This window comes from Bacillus canaveralius, assembly GCF_002860125.1.
In the GTDB taxonomy this organism is placed as follows: Bacteria; Bacillota; Bacilli; order Bacillales; family Cytobacillaceae; genus Bacillus_BJ; species Bacillus_BJ canaveralius.
In genome coordinates, this window is sequence record NZ_PGVA01000014.1 from 145,901 (window position 1) to 165,276 (window position 19,376).

Annotated in this window: 18 protein-coding genes; 17 read left to right on the forward strand and 1 reads right to left on the reverse strand. The window is 45.0% G+C overall.

The window, feature by feature from the left end; translation table 11 throughout:
• The 5 genes from pknB to spoVM all read left to right on the forward strand — a co-directional run bounded on the left by pknB (position 1) and on the right by spoVM (position 4,440).
• The gene (pknB, locus tag CU635_RS07610; protein WP_101576573.1) at positions 1–1,971 is read left to right on the forward strand and encodes a Stk1 family PASTA domain-containing Ser/Thr kinase; all 1,971 of its coding nucleotides are present in this window, start codon (positions 1–3) and stop codon (positions 1,969–1,971) included.
• An 18-nt stretch (positions 1,972–1,989) separates the two neighbouring features.
• Positions 1,990–2,871 (forward strand): ribosome small subunit-dependent GTPase A, encoded by an 882-nt coding sequence (rsgA, locus tag CU635_RS07615; protein WP_101576574.1) that lies wholly within the window; start codon positions 1,990–1,992, stop codon positions 2,869–2,871.
• A 2-nt stretch (positions 2,872–2,873) separates the two neighbouring features.
• Entirely contained in the window at positions 2,874–3,530 is a 657-nt protein-coding gene (gene rpe / locus CU635_RS07620) for a ribulose-phosphate 3-epimerase (RefSeq protein ID WP_101576575.1), read from the forward strand.
• A gap of 74 nt (positions 3,531–3,604) precedes the next feature.
• Positions 3,605–4,252 (forward strand): thiamine diphosphokinase, encoded by a 648-nt coding sequence (locus CU635_RS07625; protein ID WP_101576576.1) that lies wholly within the window; start codon positions 3,605–3,607, stop codon positions 4,250–4,252.
• 107 nt (positions 4,253–4,359) lie between these two features.
• Positions 4,360–4,440, forward strand: a complete 81-nt coding sequence (gene spoVM / locus CU635_RS07630) for a stage V sporulation protein SpoVM (protein ID WP_101576577.1) — start codon at positions 4,360–4,362, stop codon at positions 4,438–4,440.
• A 192-nt stretch (positions 4,441–4,632) separates the two neighbouring features.
• On the opposite strand, the gene rpmB is transcribed toward spoVM, so the two are convergent.
• Entirely contained in the window at positions 4,633–4,821 is a 189-nt protein-coding gene (gene rpmB, locus CU635_RS07635; protein ID WP_101576578.1) for a 50S ribosomal protein L28, read from the reverse strand.
• 268 nt (positions 4,822–5,089) lie between these two features.
• Between rpmB and CU635_RS07640 the strand changes: the two genes are divergently transcribed.
• The 12 genes from CU635_RS07640 to smc all read left to right on the forward strand — a co-directional run bounded on the left by CU635_RS07640 (position 5,090) and on the right by smc (position 19,363).
• Complete coding sequence (locus CU635_RS07640) at positions 5,090–5,452, forward strand: Asp23/Gls24 family envelope stress response protein (protein WP_101576579.1); 363 nt, start codon at positions 5,090–5,092, stop codon at positions 5,450–5,452.
• Between the two features lie 109 nt (positions 5,453–5,561).
• Entirely contained in the window at positions 5,562–7,241 is a 1,680-nt protein-coding gene (locus CU635_RS07645; protein ID WP_101576580.1) for a DAK2 domain-containing protein, read from the forward strand.
• Between the two features lie 197 nt (positions 7,242–7,438).
• Positions 7,439–8,101: an L-serine ammonia-lyase, iron-sulfur-dependent subunit beta gene (sdaAB, locus tag CU635_RS07650; RefSeq protein WP_101576581.1), complete on the forward strand. Its 663-nt coding sequence runs from the start codon at positions 7,439–7,441 to the stop codon at positions 8,099–8,101.
• Positions 8,102–8,153: 52 nt separating this feature from the next.
• On the forward strand, positions 8,154–9,038 hold the full coding sequence (gene sdaAA / locus CU635_RS07655) for an L-serine ammonia-lyase, iron-sulfur-dependent, subunit alpha (protein WP_101576582.1): 885 nt from the start codon (positions 8,154–8,156) through the stop codon (positions 9,036–9,038).
• Positions 9,035–11,083 carry an ATP-dependent DNA helicase RecG gene (gene recG / locus CU635_RS07660; protein ID WP_101576583.1) on the forward strand — a complete coding sequence of 683 codons (2,049 nt, stop codon included), beginning with the start codon at positions 9,035–9,037 and terminating at the stop codon, positions 11,081–11,083. The genes sdaAA and recG overlap by 4 nt, the downstream gene beginning before the upstream one ends.
• Positions 11,084–11,216: 133 nt before the next feature.
• Positions 11,217–11,780, forward strand: coding sequence for a transcription factor FapR (gene fapR / locus CU635_RS07665; protein ID WP_101576584.1), 564 nt, complete (start codon positions 11,217–11,219; stop codon positions 11,778–11,780).
• Positions 11,781–11,797: 17 nt separating this feature from the next.
• Positions 11,798–12,811, forward strand: a complete 1,014-nt coding sequence (gene plsX, locus CU635_RS07670) for a phosphate acyltransferase PlsX (protein ID WP_101576585.1) — start codon at positions 11,798–11,800, stop codon at positions 12,809–12,811.
• A gap of 31 nt (positions 12,812–12,842) precedes the next feature.
• The gene (gene fabD, locus CU635_RS07675; protein WP_101576586.1) at positions 12,843–13,790 is read left to right on the forward strand and encodes an ACP S-malonyltransferase; all 948 of its coding nucleotides are present in this window, start codon (positions 12,843–12,845) and stop codon (positions 13,788–13,790) included.
• A complete protein-coding gene (gene fabG / locus CU635_RS07680; RefSeq protein ID WP_101576587.1) occupies positions 13,787–14,530 on the forward strand; it encodes a 3-oxoacyl-[acyl-carrier-protein] reductase in 744 nt (247 codons plus the stop codon). Before fabD ends, fabG begins: the two co-directional genes overlap by 4 nt.
• Before the next feature lie 91 nt (positions 14,531–14,621).
• Positions 14,622–14,855: an acyl carrier protein gene (acpP, locus tag CU635_RS07685; protein ID WP_101576588.1), complete on the forward strand. Its 234-nt coding sequence runs from the start codon at positions 14,622–14,624 to the stop codon at positions 14,853–14,855.
• Between the two features lie 159 nt (positions 14,856–15,014).
• A complete protein-coding gene (gene rnc / locus CU635_RS07690) occupies positions 15,015–15,782 on the forward strand; it encodes a ribonuclease III (RefSeq protein WP_101576589.1) in 768 nt (255 codons plus the stop codon).
• A 20-nt stretch (positions 15,783–15,802) separates the two neighbouring features.
• A complete protein-coding gene (gene smc, locus CU635_RS07695) occupies positions 15,803–19,363 on the forward strand; it encodes a chromosome segregation protein SMC (RefSeq protein ID WP_101576590.1) in 3,561 nt (1,186 codons plus the stop codon).
• Positions 19,364–19,376 lie beyond the last annotated feature (13 nt).

A 19,376-nucleotide genomic window follows, 5' to 3' on the forward strand; every position in this document is an offset into this window, starting at 1 on the left:
ATGATAATCGGAAAAAGAATAAGCGGCCGCTATAAGATTCTCGACATGATTGGCGGGGGCGGAATGGCAAATGTTTACCTGGCCCACGACATGATTCTTGATCGGGATGTAGCCGTAAAAATGCTTCGGCTTGATTTCGCAAATGATGAGGAATTTATTCGCCGGTTCCACCGTGAGGCACAATCTGCGACAAGCCTTGTGCATCCAAACATCGTCAGCATCTACGATGTGGGAGAAGAAGATGATCTTTACTATATTGTAATGGAATACGTGAATGGACAAACATTAAAACAATACATACAGCAAAACTCGCCGATCCCGATTGATGAAGCGCTTGAAATTTTACAGCAGCTGACGAGCGCGATATCGCACGCGCACCAGAACCATATCGTCCACAGGGACATCAAGCCGCATAATATTTTAATTGACCGGAACGGCAATGTGAAAATCACCGATTTTGGGATTGCGATGGCGCTAAGTGCGACGAGTATTACGCAAACCAATTCAGTGCTTGGATCTGTCCATTATTTGTCGCCCGAGCAGGCGAGAGGCGGAATGGCCAACAAAAAATCTGATATTTATTCTCTAGGCATTGTCATGTTTGAGCTTCTGACCGGGAGGCTCCCGTTTTCAGGTGAATCGGCTGTTTCGATAGCCTTAAAGCACTTGCAATCCGAAACGCCATCTTTAAAAAGGTGGAATCCGGGGATTCCGCAAAGTGTTGAAAATATTGTTTTAAAAGCAACCGCAAAAGACCCGTTTCACCGTTATAACAGTGTGGAAGACATGGAAGAGGACTTGCGGACCGCCCTTCTCCCGGAACGGCTCAATGAACAAAAATTTGTCGTTCCGCAGGACGATGAAACAACAAAGGCGATTCCAATCATCACAAATGATCAGCATAACCGTAATTTGGATGAAACGCTTGTGAGAGGAAATAGCGCCGCTCCAGATACCGAACAGAACGGTTTGGGAAAGAACAAGGATAACAAAAATAAGAAAAAGAAAAAAGGGCCGATCATTCTAGTTTCTGTATTTGCCTTCCTTGTTATACTGGGTATTTTGGCGGTAACGGTTTTCCCGGATCTGCTTGCACCTAAAGAAATCAAAATTCCCGATGTTAGCGGAATGGATGTTGAAGAGGCAACTGATGAGCTTACCGCTGCCGGCCTTGTCATTGATGAAACGAAAGAAGTAACAGATGATGAGATCGAAGAGGGCCTTGTGGTCCGCACAAATCCCCGCCAGGGCAGGCAGGTCAAAGTAGGAAGCAACATTGATATGTTTGTGAGCATCGGGAAAGAGAAATTTGAGCTTTCCGACTACAGCGGCCGCCAATACGATGACGTTGTCCGACTTCTTGAAGATAAAAATTTTAAGGATATCAGCAAAAAAGAAATTCATGATGACAGCGAGCCAGGGACGATTCTTGAACAGAATATCGATCCGAGAGAAGCCGTCACGCCTGAGGAAACCGAACTCGAATTTACAGTCAGCAAAGGGCCCGAGGCGATTACCCTTGCCAATTTAAGGGGTTATACGAGCGCGAACGTGAAAAACTATGCTGATTCAGCCGGTCTAATGCTTGATATGTCAGAGGAGCAATACGATGACACCGTTCCAAACGGCCAAGTGATTTCGCAATCCCCGCAGCCAGGGAGCAAACTCAACAAGGGCGATAAATTAACGGTTGTTCTCTCTTTAGGCAAACAAGAAATTCCAGCAAAACCAGTTAGAGAGACGGTTACGGTGCTGTATGAGCCTGAGGTTGCAGGCCAACCCCAGCAAGTGCTAATTTATATTGAAGATATGAACAATAGCATGACCGTCCCGTATGAAGACCTTACTATTACCGAGAATAGAGATATAGTCCTTGAATTCTTGATTAAACGCGGCGACACAGCAGGATATAAAATTATCCGCGATGGCAGGGTATATAAGGAAGATGTGATTGAGTATCCGGAAGATTAAAAAACAAGGAGTGCTGCTATGCCTGAAGGCAAAATTATAAAAGCGCTGAGCGGTTTTTATTATGTTTTGAGCGATGATCAAATCTTCCAATGCAGGGGCAGAGGTGTATTCCGCAAAAACAAGGTTACGCCTCTTGTCGGGGATAATGTTGTTTTTCAAATTGAAAACGAAACAGACGGTTATATTTTGGAAATCGGCGAGCGGAAAAATGAACTTGTCCGCCCACCGATTGCGAATGTTGACCAAGCGATTCTCGTCTTTTCAGCAGTCGAGCCTGATTTCAGCACCGCCCTGCTCGACCGTTTTCTTGTCCTTGTTGAGTTTAACCATATCAAGCCGCTTATATGTATTACAAAAATGGATTTAACGACTGAAGCGGATCGCGCTGAAATCAATCGCTATGCCGATCATTACCGAGATGCAGGCTATGATGTGTTGCTGACTTCAACGGAGACTGAGGATGGAATTCACGAACTATTACCTCATTTGCAGCGAATTATTTCTGTGTTTGCAGGCCAATCCGGCGTCGGCAAATCTTCTTTGCTTAATGCGCTTCGTCCCGATCTTCACTTGAAAACAAGTGATATTTCTGCGCATCTCGGCCGTGGAAAGCATACAACCCGCCATGTCGAGCTGATTGACGTTGCGGACGGACTTGTTGCAGATACTCCCGGCTTCAGCTCACTGGAATTTACCGATATTGATGCTGAAGATCTCAATTATTGCTTTCCTGAAATCAATATAAAGAGTGAAGAATGCAAATTCAGGGGCTGCCTTCATTCGAAAGAACCAAAATGCGCTGTTAAAGCAGCGGTTGAAAACGGGGAAATCCCCGCTTATCGCTATCAGCATTATCAGGATTTTCTGCAGGAAATCAAAGATAGAAAGCCGAGGTATTAATGATGGTCAAAATTGCACCCTCTATTTTGTCAGCTGATTTTTCAAAGCTTGGGGAAGAAATAAAGGATGTAGAACTTGGTGGAGCGGACTATATTCATGTCGATGTCATGGATGGCCATTTTGTGCCAAACATTACGATCGGGCCGTTGATTGTTGATGCGATTCGCCCGGTCACAAAGCTCCCGCTTGACGTTCATTTAATGATTGAAAATCCTGATCATTTTATTGAAGCATTTGCGACAGCGGGCGCCGATTATTTAACCGTTCATGTCGAGGCTTGCCGCCATCTTCACCGGACGATCCATTATATTAAATCCTTTGGTGTGAAGGCCGGGGTTGTCTTAAATCCGGCCACAGCTGTTGAATCAATTCAAGAGGTTCTTGCCGATGTTGATATCGTGTTATTAATGTCGGTAAATCCTGGCTTTGGCGGGCAAAAATTTATTCCGGCTGTGTTGCCGAAAATCAAAAAACTGAAGGAAATGATCGAAACAATGGGTCTCGCAATTGAAATCGAAGTTGACGGCGGTGTCAATGAAGAAACGGCGAAACAATGTATTGAGGCAGGCGCAACGGTCCTTGTCGCAGGTTCTGCTATTTATAACGCGCCGGACAGGGGAAAAGCAATCTCTATGTTAAGAAGGGAACAAAATCGGTAAAGAAGTCAGCTGAAAAAAGGCTGGCTTTTTTAGCTATTTTTTTAGAATAAAAGCATACGAAAACAGGTGATTGAATGATTATTAATATTTTAGCGGGTGGACCTGAAGAGCTTTTGCCGGATTTAACGGAATATATGAAAGAAAATGTAAAGTGGCTCGGCGTAGACAGGGGAGTATATACGCTCCTTTCAAAAGGGATTGAGCCGGAGATTGCTGTTGGTGACTTTGATTCTGTTAATGGAGAGGAAATGCTTTTTATCGAACAGCATGTCGATGAACTGCAGAAGTTTAAGCCCGAGAAAAACGAGACAGATATGGAACTGGCAGTAGAATGGGCAATAAGGCAAAATCCGCAAAAAATAAATATATTTGGAGCGACAGGCGGCCGGCTTGACCATTTATTTGCGAATATCCAGCTCCTGCTTAAGCCGATTCTGAACAAAAAGAATATCGATCTCGAATTGATCGATTGCCAGAACAACATTTACATAAAAAGTGAAGGGACATACGAAATAAAAAAAACGCCGGACAGAAAGTATGTATCATTCGTCCCGATAACGCTGTCCGTCGAAGGCCTTACCCTTACAGGATTCAAATATCCGTTAACAAACTGTCATATTCCACTCGGCTCAACACTATGTATTAGTAATGAACTTATTGATGATCGTGGTACTTTTTCCTTTCATGAAGGCATAATAATGGTGATAAGAAGTTGTGATTAAAGCCTTGAGCAAATTAATTAAGAAAGTACAAAATCGTTCTTTTTGAATATGATGAAAGGAACGAATAAAACGAGAGATACACGCGTGAGATGGTGAGGAGGGACATGATGAGATTTTATACGATTAAACTGCCAAAGGTGTTGGGTGGTCTTGTCCGTGCGATGTTAGGGGCCTTTAAAAAAGGCTGATAGAATAATATATAGCTGGATGCATAACATATGCCTTCCCGGACAGACAACCTTTCTGAAAAAAGCCGCCTGAGCACCCGCGCAAATGGGTGCTCTTATTTTGCGTGGAATATCCAATTTTCTCATAACTATCGCAAACGCATCTCAATTTTTCATCTGGAAAAAGAAAAGACACCCTCATGGGGTGTCTTATTATACGCGTTCTACTTTACCGGATTTGAGCGCTCTCGCAGAAACCCAAACACGTTTAGGTTTTCCGTCTACAAGAATGCGAACTTTTTGAAGGTTGGCACCCCAAGTACGTTTGTTAGCGTTCATCGCATGGGAACGAGCATTCCCTGAACGAGTTGATTTACCAGTGATCACACATTTGCGTGGCATATATTTCCCTCCTAACTACCAAAACAGAAACTATTTTTTCTTCGCTTTACGATTAACATTAGTTCTTACATCAAAAGATACCTTAATAATTTATCATACAACCGCCTTTAATGCAATAGCTGCGATCAGAGCTTTCAAGAAAATTTGCTTGACATAGGACTGTGGCGCATGCTCAATAATAAGACTGGCGAAGAATAGCTTTCAAATTTGTAGCTGTTATAGTAAAATGTCTTTAGCCAAGGAGCAATTTCCAAAGGGGGAACGTTTCATGTCCATCGAACTTAAAACACAGTACGGGCAAATTGACATTTCAAATGAAGTCATTGCTACTATTTCCGGTGGAGCAGCTGTTGACTGCTACGGGATTGTCGGGATGGCGTCTAAAAGCCAAATTAAAGATGGCCTGACAGAAATTTTGCGAAAAGAAAATTTCACCCGCGGTGTAGTCGTCCGCCAGGAAAACGATGAAGTACATATTGACATGTATATTATAGTAAGTTATGGAACGAAAATTTCCGAGGTTGCTCACAACGTTCAATCAAAGGTTCAATATACGCTTGATAAAACTGTTGGGCTTGCCGTTGACTCGGTAAATATTTACGTTCAGGGCGTTCGTGTAACGAACCCTTAAGTTCGTAAGAGGGTTCTGTTTTACGTATACTTTGTTCGTCAAAACATTCACTTGTGAACAAGTTCGTACAACGGTTCACTTACGAACACTTAGTGAGGAGGAAAGATTTGTGGCAATTAAAGTTTTAGACGGAATACGCTTCGCGGAAATGGTGATCCAGGGAGCCAACCATTTGTCTGCTAATGCGAAAATGGTCGATGCGTTGAACGTTTTTCCAGTTCCGGATGGTGATACAGGGACGAACATGAACCTATCGATGACTTCTGGAGCAAAGGAAGTTAAAAATAACGTGCAGCAGCATATCGGTAAAGTGGGGATAGCTTTATCAAAGGGTCTGTTGATGGGAGCGCGGGGTAATTCAGGAGTTATTCTGTCACAGTTGTTCCGCGGATTTTCGAAGCATATTGAGCAAAAACCATCTGTTACGACAGCGGAATTTGCCTTTGCGTTGGAATCCGGCGTTGAAACGGCCTATAAAGCAGTGATGAAGCCTGTTGAAGGAACCATTTTAACCGTGGCGAAAGACTCGGCCAGGAAAGCGGTACAAGCCGCCAAAAAAGAAACTGACTTGGTTGCAGTCATGGAAGCAGTGCTGAAAGAAGCGAAGGCTTCCCTTAAGCGGACACCGGACCTTTTGCCTGTTTTGAAAGAAGTCGGCGTCGTCGATAGCGGCGGACAGGGGCTTGTTCTCGTATACGAAGGCTTTCTTGCCGAGCTTAAAGGTGAAAAACTTTCAGATTCCCCATCCCTTCCGAACATGGGTGACCTTGTTAGCGCTGAGCATCATAAAAACGTTCACAGCCATATTAATACTGAAGATATTAAATTTGGCTATTGTACGGAATTTATGGTTAAATTTGAAGCGGGGAAGCTTAAAAAATCACCATTTTCCGAGGATACTTTCCGCCAGGACTTGAGCCAGTACGGAGACTCACTGCTTGTGATTGCCGACGAGGAGCTTGTCAAAGTGCATATACACTCCGAACGGCCGGGAGATGTTTTGAGCTACGGGCAGAAATATGGCAGCTTAATAAACATGAAAGTAGAAAACATGCGGCAACAGCATTCCAATCTGCTCGAAACAAACCTGAAGCCGCTTGCTTCTGAACAGGCATCAACGCCAAAAGAAAAACGGGAGTACGGAATTGTTACCGTTTCAATGGGTAAGGGGATCGCCGAATTGTTCCGAAGCATTGGCGCCCATGCCGTTATTGAAGGCGGCCAAACAATGAACCCAAGCACAGAGGATATTGTAAAAGCAGTCAAGGAAGTAAACGCGAAAAAAGTTATTATCCTTCCAAATAATAAAAATATCATCATGGCTGCCGAGCAGGCTGCAGATGTATCTGATGAAGAAGTAATCGTGATCGCTTCAAAAACGGTTCCTCAGGGAATGTCGGCACTGCTTGCTTTCAACCCGGGTGCGGACTTGTCTGAAAATCAGCAAGCAATGTCAGAGGCTCTCGGCGCTGTTAAAACCGGGCAAATTACTTATGCTGTCCGCGATACGTCCATCGACGGACTAACGATTGCGAAAGGCGATTTCATGGGAATTGCCGAAGGGAAAATCGTTGTCAAGGATCAGGATAAAATCAAGTCAGCAAAAGAACTGTTGACGAACCTAATCAATGAAGATACGGAGATCCTTACGATTTTAAAAGGGGAAGATGCATCAGAAGATGATGTCAAAACACTTGTCTCTTTTATTGAGGAAACATACGATGATATAGAAGTTGAAGTGCATAACGGCGAACAGCCGCTGTACGCGTTTATCTTTGCCATCGAGTAAAGCTGCTATTTCTGTGGAGACGCGGACGTAGTGCGCGCTGACAGCGAATTGCATCATTTCATAGCAGAAATAGAAGGGTCCCCCCTTCTATTTCTTGTTGTATAACGAACGATGGAACTAAAAGTATCATATAGTTGCTCCGCTCCGAACAGGAGCCAAAAGGCAAAAAAAACTTTATTCGGGGGAGGAAAGCTGTCATGAAATATAGAAGTGTTTTTGATATTATCGGTCCAATTATGATTGGCCCGTCGAGCTCCCATACAGCCGGTGCTGCCAGAATTGGCAAAGTAGCCAGAAGCTTGTTTGGCCGCGAACCGAAATGGGCGAATATTTCTTTATATGGCTCCTTTGCTAAAACATATAAAGGTCATGGAACCGATGTGGCGATCGTCGGAGGTATACTTGACTTCGATACGTTTGATGAACGGATTATTGACTCGATTAAGATTGCCAAAAAAAGCGGTATAAAGGTAGAGTTTGTTGAAGAGGATGCGGTCACAGACCATCCGAATACAGCCAGAATTTCAATTGGGGACGAAGAAGGTGAACTGGAACTGGTCGGCATCTCAATTGGCGGAGGGAAGATTGAAATCATTGAATTGAATGGATTTGAACTGAAGCTTTCCGGCCATCAACCGGCAATTCTCGTCGTCCACAATGACAGGTTTGGGGCGATTGCGAACGTTTCGAATACGCTCGCAAAGTATAAACTGAATATTGGGCATATGGAAGTGTCACGGAAGGAAAAAGGCAAGCTTGCTTTAATGACGATTGAAGTCGACCAAAATATTGACGAGTCTATCGTTCAGGAGCTTGAAAAGCTGCCGGATATTATAAAGGTTACGAAAATAATAGAATAACACGAGATTTATATGATAACGCTTTCATATACGCAGGAAAGGGGGCTACACGTTGTTCAGGAATGTAGCGGAATTAATTGAATTGGCCGACAGCCAAAATAAAAAAATATCCGAGATTATGATTGAGCAGGAAATGGAAGTGACTGGCCGGACGAGGGATCAAGTCATCAATTTAATGGATAAAAATCTCACCGTGATGGAGGAGGCCGTTGAAAGAGGATTAAACGGTGTTCATTCCCATTCAGGTTTAACTGGCGGAGATGCTGTCCTTTTGCAGAAATATATCGAAAAAGGCAATTTTCTCTCGGGAGAAACGATTTTGGATGCCGTCAGCAAAGCGGTGGCCACCAATGAAGTGAATGCAGCGATGGGGACGATCTGTGCCACCCCGACAGCAGGATCTGCGGGAGTGGTTCCGGGAACCCTGTTCGCGGTTAAAAATAAGCTTAATCCAACGCGGGAGCAAATGGTGTCATTTCTGTTTACAGCAGGTGCTTTCGGGTTTGTTGTCGCCAACAATGCAAGTATTTCAGGAGCTGCAGGCGGCTGCCAGGCTGAAGTCGGTTCAGCGTCAGGCATGGCGGCGGCTGCAATTGTCGAAATGGCTGGAGGCACCCCCGAGCAATCGGCTCAAGCAATGGCGATCACCTTGAAAAACATGCTTGGTTTAGTATGTGATCCTGTCGCCGGCCTTGTTGAGGTACCGTGCGTGAAAAGAAATGCCATGGGGGCAGCCAATGCGATGGTGGCGGCGGATATGGCACTGGCCGGAATTACAAGTCGTATTCCTTGTGACGAAGTAATCGATGCCATGTACAAAATCGGCCAAACAATGCCCGTCGCTTTACGAGAAACTGCACAGGGAGGGTTGGCGGCAACTCCGACAGGCCGTGAGCTTGAAGCGAAGATCTTCGGAATTCCGCTCAAGTCAAAGTGAATGGATCGCTGAATCAACCTGTTACGATAATCAAAGGTATTGGCGCTGAAACCGCAGAAGCACTCGCAGAAATGAGTCTGTTCACTGTCGGGGACTTATTGGAGCATTTTCCGTACCGGTTTGAAGATTACTGGCTTAAGGATCTGGCAGAAGTGAAACACGATGAGAGAGTTACGGTTGAGGGGAAGGTCCACAGTGAGCCTTCCTTAATCTATTATGCAAGAAAAAAGTCACGCCTGACGGTTCGCCTGCTCGTTGGCCGCTATTTAATTCAAGTCGTGTTTTTTAACCAGCCCTATTTAAAAAACAAACTGGCAATAAACGAAACAATAACGGTAACCGGAAAATGGGACCAGCACAGGCAAACGATCACAGGCAACGAAATGCAGTCAGGCGAATATTCAAAAACGAAGGAATTTGAACCTGTTTATGCGGTGAGAGGAAAAATAACCGTCAAGGGGATTCGAAAGTATATTAACCTCGCGTTTACTCAATATAGCCATGAAATTGAAGAAACAATGCCTGCTTCAATCATAAAAAAATATAAACTCTTAAACCGCCGTGATGCTCTCAGATTGATGCATTTCCCTATGTCAGGCGAGGATGTAAAACAGGCAAGGCGGAGATTTGTTTATGAAGAATTTTTATTTTTTCAAATTAGAATACAGGCACTTCGCAAATTTGAACGTGAGAATTCGGCCGGTTTCAGCCAGAAATACAATTTAAAAAAGGTAAAGGCATTTATATTAGCGCTTCCTTTTCCGCTTACAGATGCTCAGAAGCGTGTCATCAATGAAATACTCGCCGATATGAAATCGTCTTATCGAATGAACCGGCTTTTGCAGGGGGATGTTGGCTCGGGGAAAACCGTTGTTGCGGCAATCGGGCTCTATGCGACTGTTACTGCTGGATTCCAGGGCGCTTTAATGGTGCCAACTGAAATACTGGCTGAACAGCATGCTGAATCACTAAATGCCCTGTTGAGCCCGTTTGGCGTTCGCTGTGAATTGCTGACAAGCTCGGTAAAAGGCAAACGGAGAAAAGCAATGCTTGAAGATTTGCAATCTGGTGAAGTGGACGTGCTGATCGGTACGCATGCCCTTATCCAGGAAGAAGTACAATTCTCGAAGCTCGGTTTCGTTATCACTGACGAGCAGCATCGCTTTGGAGTTGAGCAGAGACGAATTCTTCGTGAAAAAGGGCAAAGTCCCGATGTTTTATTTATGACAGCGACCCCGATTCCCAGGACACTTGCGATTACAGCCTTCGGAGAAATGGACGTTTCCGTCATCGATGAAATGCCGGCTGGCAGAAAAGAGATTGAAACATATTGGGCGAAGCACGAGATGCTTGACAGGATTCTCGGTTTTATGGAAAAGGAGCTTGTTCAAGGAAGACAAGCTTATGTGATATGTCCGTTAATCGAGGAATCGGATAAGCTCGACGTCCAAAACGCCATTGATGTACACAGCACCCTTACCCACTATTTCCAGAATCGTTATAAAGTCGGCCTGATGCACGGCCGCTTAAGCTTTGATGAGAAAGAAGCAGTGATGAAAGCGTTCAGCACGAACGAAATTCAAGTGCTTGTCTCAACAACGGTCGTCGAAGTCGGGGTCAATGTGCCGAATGCGACTGTGATGGTCATCTATGACGCTGAACGGTTTGGGCTGTCCCAGCTTCACCAGCTGCGCGGCCGCGTCGGCAGGGGATCTGAACAGTCATACTGCATCCTGCTTGCAAATCCAAAAACTGAAATAGGCAAGGAAAGAATGCGGATCATGGCTGAAACAAACGATGGCTTTGTGCTAAGTGAAAAAGATCTCGAACTGCGTGGCCCGGGTGATTTTTTCGGCAAAAAACAAAGCGGACTTCCCGAGTTCAAAGTAGCCGATATGGTCCACGATTACAGGGCGCTTGAAACAGCGCGCAGCGATGCAGCTGTGATGATTCAAGCGGACGTGTTTTGGAATTCAGATGAATATCGCTTCCTGCGCGAATTTTTGGAAAGATCCGGCGCTCTTTCCGGTGAAAAGCTTGATTGATGCGACTCGCAGCGTTACATGGTATCGGCTTAAAGCAGATCAAGAATCGGTTATTAAGATTCTTGCAATCTGCTTTTTTTGATTATATACTACTATTAGTACCTAGTCTTAATATCTCGGACGGTGTAAAAAAATGAAAAGAAGCAAACGAGAACGGCAGCAGCTGCTGGTGGAAACGATCAAAGAAAATCCGTTTATTACTGATGAAGATCTCGCAGAGGATTTTTCTGTAAGTGTCCAAACGATCCGTCTCGACCGGTTGGAGTTGTCGATACCGGAATTAAGGGAGCGGATTAAAAGCGTTGCCGAAAAAACATTTGAGGATGAAGTAAGAGCATTGCCGATTGAAGAAGTAATTGGGGAAATCATTGATATAGAATTGGACAGCAGTGCGATTTCGATCTTTGATGTGAAAGCAGAACATGTTTTTGTGCGAAATCAAATTGCCAGAGGACATCATCTATTCGCCCAGGCCAACTCGCTGGCGGTCGCTGTCATCAATGATGAACTGGCGCTGACAGCGAAAGCAGCTATCCAGTTTACAAGGCCCGTAAAAGTGAAAGAACGCGTGATCGCGAAAGCGCGGGTCACGAATATTGATCCTGAAAATGCAAGAACGCTCGTTGAAGTGAACAGTTACGTTAATAGCGAGCTCGTCTTTCAAGGTGAGTTTGAAATGTACCGTTCAAAAAAATAACACAAGGAATGAGCACAATGAAAATAGCGATAGATGCAATGGGTGGCGACCATGCGCCAAAGGAAATCGTCCTCGGTGCAATGAAGGCCATTGAAGCTTACCAGGATATACATATAACGCTTGTCGGTGATGAAAAGCAAATCAATCATTATTTGACAAACAACGAACGAATTCAGATTATTCACACAGAAGAAGTTATTCTCGGAACAGATGAACCGGTTAAAGCTGTACGACGCAAAAAAAATGCGTCGATGGTTCTCGCTGCACAGCAGGTTGCTGACGGTGCTGCTGACGGCTGTATTTCAGCCGGAAACACCGGAGCACTGATGGCAGCCGGCTTGTTTGTCGTTGGCCGCATCGACGGCATTGAACGGCCGGCACTGTCCCCTACGCTTCCGACGATCGGCGGTGAAGGCTTTCTACTGCTCGATGTCGGTGCCAATGTTGATGCGAAGCCGGAACACTTGCTGCAATATGCAATCATTGGTTCAGTCTATTGGGAAAAGGTTAGAGGAGTTAAAAACCCGAGAATTGGCCTTCTTAATATTGGAACGGAAGAAAAGAAAGGAAATGAGCTGGCTAAAAAGGCTTTCGAGCTGATCAGCGCGGCAAATTTGAATTTTGTCGGGAACGTAGAAGCACGCGATTTGCTGGACGGTGCCGCCGATGTCGTAGTTACAGACGGCTTCACAGGAAATATGGTTTTAAAAACGATTGAAGGAACTGCCTCGTCTGTCTTTAAAATGCTGAAAACCGCATTGACAGGCAGCTTAAAAAGCAAATTGGCGGCCGCAGTCCTTAAGCCGGACCTTGTACAATTAAAGAATAAAATGGACTATTCCGAGTATGGCGGAGCAGGTTTGTTCGGCTTAAAGGCACCTGTTATAAAAGCGCATGGTTCTTCAGATGAGAACGCTGTTTTTCATGCGATCCGCCAGGCCCGTGAAATGATTGAAAAAGATGTTTCCGGAACAATTAAGAAAACGATCGGAGAATCAGTTTTATCTGGATCATCAAAAAATGATCACTAATATGAATATGAATTAGAAAGGAGATTGTAAAGTGGGAAAAATTGCTTTCTTGTTTCCCGGTCAGGGTTCTCAAACTGTAGGCATGGGTAAATCGCTAGCGGATGGGAGTGCAGCTGTCCAAAGTGTTTTTGATCAGGCAGATAAGGCCTTAAATTCTAAACTATCAAAGTTAATATTTGAAGGCCCCCAGGAAGAGCTGACGTTAACGTATAATGCGCAACCAGCCCTGTTAACAGCAAGTATCGCAGCGCTCGAGTATTTCAAGCAGTTCGGCATTGCCGCAGATTTTGTCGCCGGTCATAGCCTTGGTGAATACACGGCACTTGTGGCAGCAGGAGCGTTCCGTTTTGAAGAGGCGGTCTACGCTGTCCGAAAACGAGGCGAATTTATGGAAGCAGCCGTTCCAAATGGAGAAGGATCAATGGCAGCGATTCTCGGCCTTGAGAGGGAAGTATTGGCTGCTATAACAGATCGAATTACCGCTACTGGACATCCGGTTCAGCTTGCCAACTTAAATTGCCCGGGACAGATTGTCATTTCCGGTTCGAAGACAGGTGTTGAGCTGGCGTCGGAGGCAGCGCGGGAGGCTGGCGCAAAACGGGCGATTCAGCTCGAAGTGAGCGGTCCGTTCCATTCAGTTTTAATGAAACCTGCGGCCGAGCAGCTAAAAGCCGTGATCGATGGAATGATTGTAAATAATCCTAATATACCGGTTATCGCCAATGTAACGGCTGAACCGATCGTATCAGCTGAGGAAATCAAGGATAAACTTGTCGAACAGCTATATGCACCGGTACTATGGGAAGATTCAATTAAAAAAATGGTTGAGCTCGGCGTTGATACCTTCATTGAAGTCGGTCCTGGCCGGGTGTTATCAGGCCTCGTAAAAAAGATCGATCGAAGTGCACAAATATTTTCTGTAGCTGACGAAGATTCGTGTAAAGCGGCAGCGGAAGCCTTAGAGGGGGAAAAGCGATGAAACTGGAAGGAAAAGCAGCGCTCGTCACCGGCGCATCAAGAGGAATTGGCCGGGAAATTGCTTTGGAATTAGCGAGGCAGGGAGCTTCGGTTGCTGTCAACTATTCCGGAAGTGAGGCAAGAGCAAACGAGGTTGTTGATGAAATTCGTGCTCTTGGCCGGGAAGCATTTGCTGTCCAGGCCGATGTCGCCAATTCCGATTCAGTGGCGGCTATGGTCAAGGAAACGTTTGAAAAGTTTGGGAAACTCGATATTCTCGTCAATAACGCCGGCATTACCAGAGACAATCTTTTAATGAGAATGAAGGAAGAAGAATGGGATGACGTTATTAATACGAATTTAAAAGGCGTGTTCCTTTGCACAAAAGCGGTGACGCGGCAGATGATGAAGCAGCGCAGCGGCCGGATTATTAACATCTCCTCGATTGTCGGTGTAAGCGGAAATGCCGGACAGGCCAACTATGTTGCGGCGAAAGCCGGGGTAATCGGCCTTACCAAAACGACGGCCAAGGAGCTCGCTTCACGAGGAATCCTCGTCAACGCCGTAGCACCCGGTTTTATCTCGACCGATATGACAGACAAGCTCTCAGAGGAGGTAAAAGCAGAAATGTTAAAACAAATTCCGCTTGCGCGTCTGGGAGAACCGGGTGATATCGCCCGTGTTGCCGCATTCCTCGCTTCCGATGACTGCGGGTACATGACAGGGCAAACACTTCATGTTGACGGTGGAATGGTCATGTAACGGCAAGTCCGCGTTCTATTAAAAATCAATGACAAGCCTTTATTAACTTTTCAAAATACACTATAATGTCCCCGAGGGGAGGTGAATAAGCATGGCAGATGTACTAGAACGTGTAACCAAGATCATCGTTGACCGTTTGGGAGTAGATGAAAACCAAATTACTCTTGAAGCTTCCTTCAAGGATGATTTAGGCGCTGATTCCCTTGATGTTGTTGAACTTGTGATGGAACTGGAAGACGAGTTTGATATGGAAATTTCTGACGATGATGCTGAAAAAATTGCAACAGTCGGCGACGCTGTTAATTACATAAAAAACAGTCAGTAACCGCTACGTCTAAATTGAAAGCTCCGTTTTTACGGAGCTTTCTTCAATAGGAACAAGCCAGTCCAGTACGGAAATTAAAATTTTCGGGAGCGAATTCCCTTTTCTGCGTTTTTTTTGTAAACTTGAAATGATGTAAATTACGAGCAAGGTGGAATTTTTATGCGCAATAACGGAAGAGACAAAGAAAAAAAAGCACTTCGCGCAAAGGAAAAACAATTTAAAGATTTTCAGAACAAAATTGGCATTCAATTTAAAGATGAAAAGCTGCTAAAACAGGCATTTACCCATTCATCATATGTGAATGAGCATCGCAGGCGGCCTTATGAAGACAATGAAAGGCTGGAGTTTTTAGGCGATGCGGTACTCGAGTTGACTGTATCCAAATACCTCTTTAAAAAATACCCGATGATGAGTGAAGGCGAATTAACAAAGCTTCGTGCAGCTGTAGTCTGTGAACCGTCACTCGTCTCGTTTGCCAATGAGCTTTCCTTTGGGGAACTTATCTTACTCGGCAAGGGTGAGGAGATGACGGGCGGAAGAGCTAGGCCGGCACTGCTTGCCGATGTTTTTGAAGCGTTTATAGGGGCATTGTATTTGGATCAGGACATTGAAACGGTTACCGGATTTTTGGAACAAGTCATTTTTCCGAAAATCAGTGCAGGTGCTTTTTCTCATGTGATGGATTATAAAAGCCAGTTACAGGAACTGGTCCAGCGGGATGGCGCTGGTACGGTAGAATATAAAATTATGCTGGAAAAAGGGCCTGCTCATAATCGGGAATTTGTTTCGAGAGTGTCCCTGAACGGCACAGAACTGGGTACTGGAAACGGCCGTTCCAAAAAGGAAGCCGAGCAGCACGCTGCGCAAATGGCTCTTGAAAAATTAAAAACCCATCTTCAGGACGCACATGAAATGGATAAAGACTAGCATGATGAGGGGGACATAAAGTGTATTTAAAGCGACTCGATGTTGTTGGTTTTAAATCGTTCGCTGAACGGATTGGCGTTGATTTTGTTCCGGGTGTAACCGCTGTTGTCGGCCCGAACGGCAGCGGCAAAAGCAATATTACGGATTCCATTCGCTGGGTGCTCGGTGAACAGTCAGCAAAGTCCCTTCGCGGCACAAAAATGGAGGATATTATCTTTGCCGGAAGCGATTCAAGAAAGGCGCTCAATTTTGCCGAAGTCACGTTAACACTCGATAATGAGGATCAAGCTTTACCGATTGATTATAATGAGGTAAGCGTGACAAGACGCGTGTTCCGTTCAGGAGAAAGTGAATTTCTGATTAATAAGCAGCAATGCCGGTTAAAGGATATCGTCGATCTTTTTATGGATTCCGGACTTGGACGTGAAGCGTTCTCAATCATCAGCCAGGGAAAAGTAGAGGAAATTTTGAACAGCAAGGCGGAGGAGCGAAGAACGATCTTTGAAGAAGCCGCCGGCGTTCTAAAATATAAATCAAGAAAGAAAAAAGCGGAGGCCAAGCTGTTTGAGACACGGGAAAACCTGAATCGTGTCAACGATATTTTGCATGAGCTTGAAGGCCAGGTGGAACCACTTAAAATACAGGCTTCAATTGCGAAAGATTATCTGGAGCAAAAAGAAGAGCTTGAAAAAATCGAAGTTGCTCTGACTGTGCATGAAATAGAGGATCTTCACCAGAAATGGGACCAGCTCTCGAAACAGCTCGAACAACATCAAAATGATGAAGGAAAATTATCTGCAGAGCTGCAATTGAAAGAAGCCAAAATCGAAGAATCGCGCGATCGGATTGCAGCGCTTGATGAATCAATCAATGATTTGCAAAATGTGCTTCTGCATGCAAGTGAAGAGCTTGAGAAATTGGAGGGCCGTAAAGAGGTTTTAAAGGAAAGAAAGAAAAATGCCTCGCAAAATAAAGAGCAGATTCAACAAAACCTTGCGGACTTGTCAAAAAAAATAGCCGTTCTCAAAGAGGAAAAAGCCGTCCATGAAAGCGAAGCTTTGAAACTTCAGAGCGAAGCGGCCCACCTTGAGGAACGGCTCAGTGAAAAACAGCAGCATATCAGCTTGTTCAGCGAAAATATTGAAGAAAAGATAGAATCGTTGAAAAGTGATTACATTGAGAGGCTCAATGAACAGGCAAGCGCGAAAAATGAAATCAGCTATATTGACCAGCAGCTTGAGCAACACCAGGCGAGAAACTCAAAGCTTGATGGGGAGAATGGAAAGTTTTTGGCGGACCGTCAGGCGATTGAAGAAAAAAAGGCCGGGATTGAAGCCAAGCTGCTTTCAACAAAATCCCAGCTTGAAAAACAAGTCCATACGTTTATGGAAGATCAGAGAAATCTGGAAACCTTAAAAGCAAATTATCAGAAACAAGAAAAAACGCTCTATCAAGCATACCAATTTTTACAGCAGGCGAAATCGCGAAAAGAAATGCTTGAGGAAATGGAAGATGACTATTCAGGCTTTTTCCAGGGAGTCAAAGAAGTATTAAAAGCCCGCAATTCAAAGCTGCAAGGTATCGAAGGGGCGGTTGCCGAGCTTATCCAGGTTCCGCAGGAATTCCAGGTAGCAGTTGAAACTGCTCTTGGCGGCGCGATGCAGCATATTGTTGTTGATAACGAACAGAACGCAAGAACCGCAATCCAGTATTTAAAGCAGAATGCATTTGGGCGGGCAACCTTTCTTCCGCTAAGTGTAATGAAAGGGAAATCTTTGGCGCCGGCACAGCTGCAGTCAGTACGGCAGCACTCATCCTTTATCGGCACCGCCGAGAGCCTTGTCGGCTTTGATGGCAAATTCGCGGCCGCTGTTGCAAATTTGCTTGGCAATACGGTTGTTTCCAGAGATCTAACAGGGGCAAACGAAATGGCCAGACTGCTGCAATACCGCTGCAGGCTGGTGACGCTTGAAGGGGATATAGTCAATCCGGGAGGCTCGATGACCGGTGGCGCTGTGAAGCAAAAAACGTCTTCGCTGTTGAGCCGAAAAGGCGAACTCGAAAACCTTAAAGAAAAGCTGGCTGACATGGAGAGCAAAACAGCCGAGCTTGAAGATAAAGTAAAAAAAATCAAGGCAACTATACAGGAGAAGGAAGCCAGTCTCGAACAGTCGCGAAAAACCGGAGAAGAACTGCGGATGAAAGAACAGTCATTAAAGGGGAATCTCCGCGAAGTGGAACTGGAAGAAAAAAATGTTAACGAACGGTTGGCCCTATACGATATGGATATGCTCCAGTTTGCCGATGAGCAGGCCAGGCTTACCGCCAGGAAAGATGAGCTTTATGCCTTGCTTGATTCTTCAGGGGAGCGGATTTCAGCTCTCGATACAGAAATTGCCCAGCTGACAGAGCAGAAAACGAGTGCGATGACCTCAAAGGAGACGCTTTCTGGAGAAATAAGTGAACTGAAGGTCACGCTTGCTGCGAAGAAGGAGCAGCTGCACTCACGGCTTGAGCAGCTTGAACGAATGACGGGCGAACTGAATGAGCATGAACAGCGGCGAACGGCCCATCAGGAGGATTTACAATTGCTTTCCTCGGAGATGACCGATAATTATTCCGGAGAGCAGCAACTGGAAGATGCAGCCAAACGAAAGCTGAATGATAAAAATGAAACGATCAAACTGATTTCATCGAGAAGGGATGAACGGTTAAAAATGCATCACAATCTCGATGATGCAGAGCGGGAAGTGAAGGAGTTAAAACGCCAGCATAAAGGGCTCATCACCGTTCTTAAAGATGAGGAAGTAAAACTAACTCGCCTTGATGTCGAGCTTGAAAACAGGCTGAGGGTTCTTCGTGAAGAGTATTTGCTATCGTTCGAAGGAGCAAAAGAACAGTTCTCGCTTTCAATTCCTCCTGATGAAGCCCGGAAAAAAGTAAAGCTGATCAAGCTTGCCATCGAAGAACTCGGCACAGTGAATCTGGGTGCGATCGAGGAGTATGAACGGGTTTCGGAACGATATGAGTTCCTGCTCGAACAAAAGAATGATCTTCAAGAAGCAAAGGATACACTGTTTCAGGTAATTGACGAGATGGACGATGAAATGAAGAAACGGTTTGAGCAGACTTTCTACGCAATCCGTTCTCATTTTGAGGGTGTGTTCCAGGCCTTATTCGGCGGTGGACGAGCCGATCTTCGCCTGACAGATCCAGACGACTTGCTGAACACAGGCGTTGACATCGTTGCTCAGCCTCCCGGAAAAAAACTGCAAAATCTCGGCCTATTATCCGGCGGGGAACGGGCTTTGACTGCGATTGCCCTGCTGTTTTCGATTTTAAAGGTCCGTCCTGTTCCTTTCTGTATTTTAGATGAGGTTGAAGCAGCGCTTGATGAGGCCAACGTCTTCAGATTCAGCCAGTATTTAAAACGATACAGCTCGGGAACCCAATTTATCGTCATTACCCATAGAAAGGGTACGATGGAAGAGGCCGATGTCCTTTATGGCGTAACAATGCAGGAATCAGGAGTATCAAAGCTTGTTTCCGTACGCCTTGAGGAATCTAAAGAAATAATATAATCGTAAAGGAGTA